Origin of the sequence: Methylomonas koyamae (assembly GCF_001644025.1) — a bacterium.
GTDB classification, from domain to species: domain Bacteria; phylum Pseudomonadota; class Gammaproteobacteria; order Methylococcales; family Methylomonadaceae; genus Methylomonas; species Methylomonas koyamae_A.
This window is the reverse complement of record NZ_LUUK01000103.1, coordinates 1-3,967: the sequence shown is the minus strand read 5'-3', so window position 1 is coordinate 3,967 and position 3,967 is coordinate 1. Positions and strand designations below refer to the sequence as shown.

Annotated in this window: 1 protein-coding gene; it reads left to right on the top strand. The window is 58.8% G+C overall.

Annotation, left to right across the window (positions count from 1 at the left end; genetic code table 11):
* Positions 1–12: 12 nt before the first annotated feature.
* On the top strand, positions 13–3,967 hold a 3,955-nt coding region (locus A1355_RS08595), incomplete at its 3' end, for a condensation domain-containing protein (protein ID WP_331710117.1).

Genomic DNA, 3,967 nt, shown 5'->3' with positions numbered 1-3,967 from the left:
CAACCCAAGTGCGTGGCCGTGGCTCATGGGGCTTTGGTGCGACATTGTTTGGCCATTGCCGAACGTTATGAAATGAAACAGCAAGACACGGCTTTGCATTTCGCCGCCTACACCTTCGACGCCGCCATGGAACAATGGCTGGTACCGTTGATCAACGGTTGCCGCTTAGTGATCCGAGATGAAATGTGGGGCGCGGAGCAGGCCTACCATACCTTGATCGAACAGGGCGTTAGCTGGTTTGAAATGCCGCCGGCTTATCTGACCGAAATCGCCCGCTGGGCTGAACAGCAAGGCCTTACGCTGCCGTTACGGGCTTGTTCGGTGGGTGGCGAAGCGGTCAGCAAGGAAAATCTGGCGCAAATCCGCCGGATGGTGGGCGACGCGCCTATCGTCAACGGCTATGGCCCCACCGAAACCTTGATTACGCCGCTGGTGTGGATAGCGCACAAAAATACCGCGTGCGAGACCGCCTACGCGCCGATAGGGACCGGCGTCGGCGAACGTACGCTTTATATATTGGACAAAGACCTGAACCCGCTGCCGCCGGGCGCGATCGGCGAACTGTACATAGGCGGCTCCTGTCTGGCCCGAGGCTATCATGGCCGGCCCGACTTGAGCGCCGAACGCTTTATTCCCGACCCTTTCGCCGCCGACGGCGGCCGGCTATACCGCACCGGCGATTTGGTACGTTTCCGTAGCGACGGTAATGTGGATTATTTCGGCCGCGGCGATCATCAGATTAAGTTGCGCGGCTACCGTATCGAATTGGGCGAGATCGAAGCGCAGGTCTTGTCGCATCCCGCCGTCAGTGAAGCCGTGGCCCTCGCCGACGACGAGGGCAGCGACAAGCGGCTATTGGTGTATGCGGTTGGCGTCGGCGAAATGGCTGCGGATGACTTGAAACGCTATTTGCAAAGCCGTCTGCCGGACTACATGATTCCGGCGCAAATCATTCTGCTCGACCGATTGCCACGCCTGAGTAGCGGCAAGCTGGACCGCAAGGCCTTGCCCAAACCGGAATGGACGACGGGGCAAAGCTTTCGGGCGCCGCAAACCGAGGCCGAGCGAGCGCTGACCGACATCTGGCGGGAAGTGCTGGGCGTGGAACGGGTCGGCATCGACGATAATTTTTTCGAATTGGGAGGCGATTCGATTCAGTCGATTCGGGTGGTTAGCCGTGCCCGCGAGGCCGGTTGGCTGTTCACGCCCAGGGAGCTATTTTTGCATCAAACCGTCTCAGGTCTGGCGGCTGCCGCGCGACCCGCGCTGCATTCGGTTGATTCCATGGCGGTCGCGGTCACTGGCGAGGCGGCGTTGTCGCCGATTCAAACTCAATTTTTCCAGGATGATGTTCCCAATCGCCGACACTGGAATTTGTCCTTGCTGCTGCAAGCTCGCCAGCCGCTGGACGAAACCAAGCTGGAGCGAGTGCTGCAAATCTTGATCAATCATCACGATAGCCTGCGTTTACGTTATAGCCTGGAAGACGGCGCTTGGCGCCAATATTATGCCGATCTTGAGGCCGGTATCGCCGCGGACCTGCTATGGCGGCGCAAGGCTCGCGACAGCACCGAGGTCGAAAGTATCGCCAATCAGGCCCAGCGCAGCCTGGATTTGCAAAACGGCCCGTTGCTGCGGGCCGTGTCCATTCGCGTTGCCGACGGCAGTCAAAGGTTGTTGCTGGTGGTGCATCATCTGGTGGTTGACGGCGTATCCTGGCGAATCTTGCTGGAGGATTTACAAGCGCTTTATAACGGCAACCAGGCCTTGCCGGCTAAGACCGTCAGTTTCAAACAGTGGACGCAACGCCTACAAGATTATGCCGCCAGCGTAGCGCTTAACCGGCAACTGTCGTATTGGTTGGCATTGGCCGAGGCCGGTGCCGACGAATTACCGCGCGATTTTCCGCAAGATGTCGGCAGTTTTGCCGATGCCCGCACGCTGTGCCTGACGATTTCCGCCGAAACCACCCGGCAACTGTTAAAACAGGCGCCGGCGGCGTATCGCACGCAGGTCAACGATCTGTTGTTGACTGCGCTGGCGCGGGTATTGTGTCGCTGGAGCGGCCGCGACAGAGTTTTAATAGAACTGGAAAGCCATGGCCGCGAAGATCTGTTCGAGGATACCGACCTCAGTCGCAGCGTCGGCTGGTTCACCAGTGTGTATCCCGTCTGTCTGTCGGCCATCGCCGATTCCGGCGCCGCGATCAAATCCGTCAAGGAACAACTGCGCAGCGTGCCGGGCGGCGGCTTGGGCTTCGGTGTCTTGAAATATTTGGCGGAGCCTGCGGTGCAAGCGCAATTGGCGGCCTTGCCGCAACCCCGAGTCAGCTTCAATTACTTCGGACAACTCGACGCCGAGCAGGCTTTGTTCGAGGTGGCGCCGGAAACCGCCGGTGATGACCGCGACCCTGCCGTGCCGCTGCCGTTTTGGCTGGAAATCAATGCCCAAGTATTGGCGGGCGAACTGGAATTACGTTGGCGTTACAGCGAAAATCAATACCGAACCGCCACGGTGCAGAGTTTCCTGGATGAGTATCACAACGAATTGAACACTTTGGTCGAGCATTGCCTGAGCGGTGCCAAAGGCGCGACGCCGGCCGATTTTCCATTGGCCGGTCTGAGTCAGCCGCAAATCGACGCATTGCCGGTTGCCATCCAGTCCGTCGAAGACATTTATCCGCTGGCGCCGATGCAGCAAGGCATTTTGTTTCATGCTCTGCTGGAGCCGGAAACCGGGGTGTACGTCAATCAAATGACTTTAGATATCGAGGGTCTGGATGTCGAGCGCTTTGCCGCCGCCTGGCGCAAGGCCATCATCCGCCACGACATCTTGCGTAGCGCCTTCATCTGGCGCGGCGAGGCCGATCGGCCGTTGCAAGTGGTTTATAAACAGGCAGCCTTGCCGTTGGAAATCCTTGACTGGCGTGGCCGCGCGGCTTCCGAAGCTGAGTTGGCGGCATTGGCCGCTGAAGATCACGCGCGCGGCTTCGACCCGGCACAAGCACCGTTGCTGCGCTTGGTATTGGTACGGTTGACCGAGCAACGTTATCGCTGGATTTGGACCAGTCATCATATCCTGCTGGACGGCTGGAGCACCTCGCAATTGCTCGGCGAAGTACTGCAAAGCTACGCCGGCAACGACCGCAACATCGGCAGCCGTTATCGGGCTTTCATTGCCTGGCTGCAACTGAAAAATCCGGCCGATAGCGAAGGTTTCTGGTGTCGGCGTCTGGCGAACCTGGACGAGCCGACATTATTGGCTAACGCGCTGGGTCGGGCCGACGGAGCAGGTCACGGCAATTTCGGCACGCGGCTGGATGCGGCGATCGCTCAGCGCTTGCAAGCCTTCGCGCAACGCCAGCGCATCACCTTGAATACGTTGTTGCAAGGCGCTTGGGCACTCTTGTTGCAGCGCTATTGCGGCCAAGGAACGGTAGCTTTCGGCGTGACGGTGTCGGGCCGTCCGGCGGACTTGCCTGGCGTCGATAACATGCTGGGTTTGTTCATCAACACTCTGCCGCTGATTGTCGGCGGCCAAGCGGCGCAAACCATCGGCGATTGGTTGCGAAAATTGCAGGACGATAATCTGGCCTTGCGCGAACACGAGCAAACCCCGCTGTACGACATTCAACGCTGGGCCGGACATGCCGGTACGGCTTTGTTCGACAGCTTGCTGGTGTTCGAAAACTTTCCGGTCGATGCGGCGTTGCGCAATGTCGATGCCGCTCTGAAATTCGGTTTGCCCTCGCATGTCGATACCACCCATTTCCCGTTAACCTTGAATGTCAGCATCGGCGAATCGCTGGGGTTGGCCTACGGTTATTGGCGGGATCGTTTTGATGCCGACACCGTGCAAAAACTGGATGAACAATTTCGGCAATTATTGTCGAGCATGATCGAAGACGCCGAACGTCCGGTCGCCAATTTGCATTGGTTGGCGGCGGGCGAGCAAAGCCAGCTTGCCG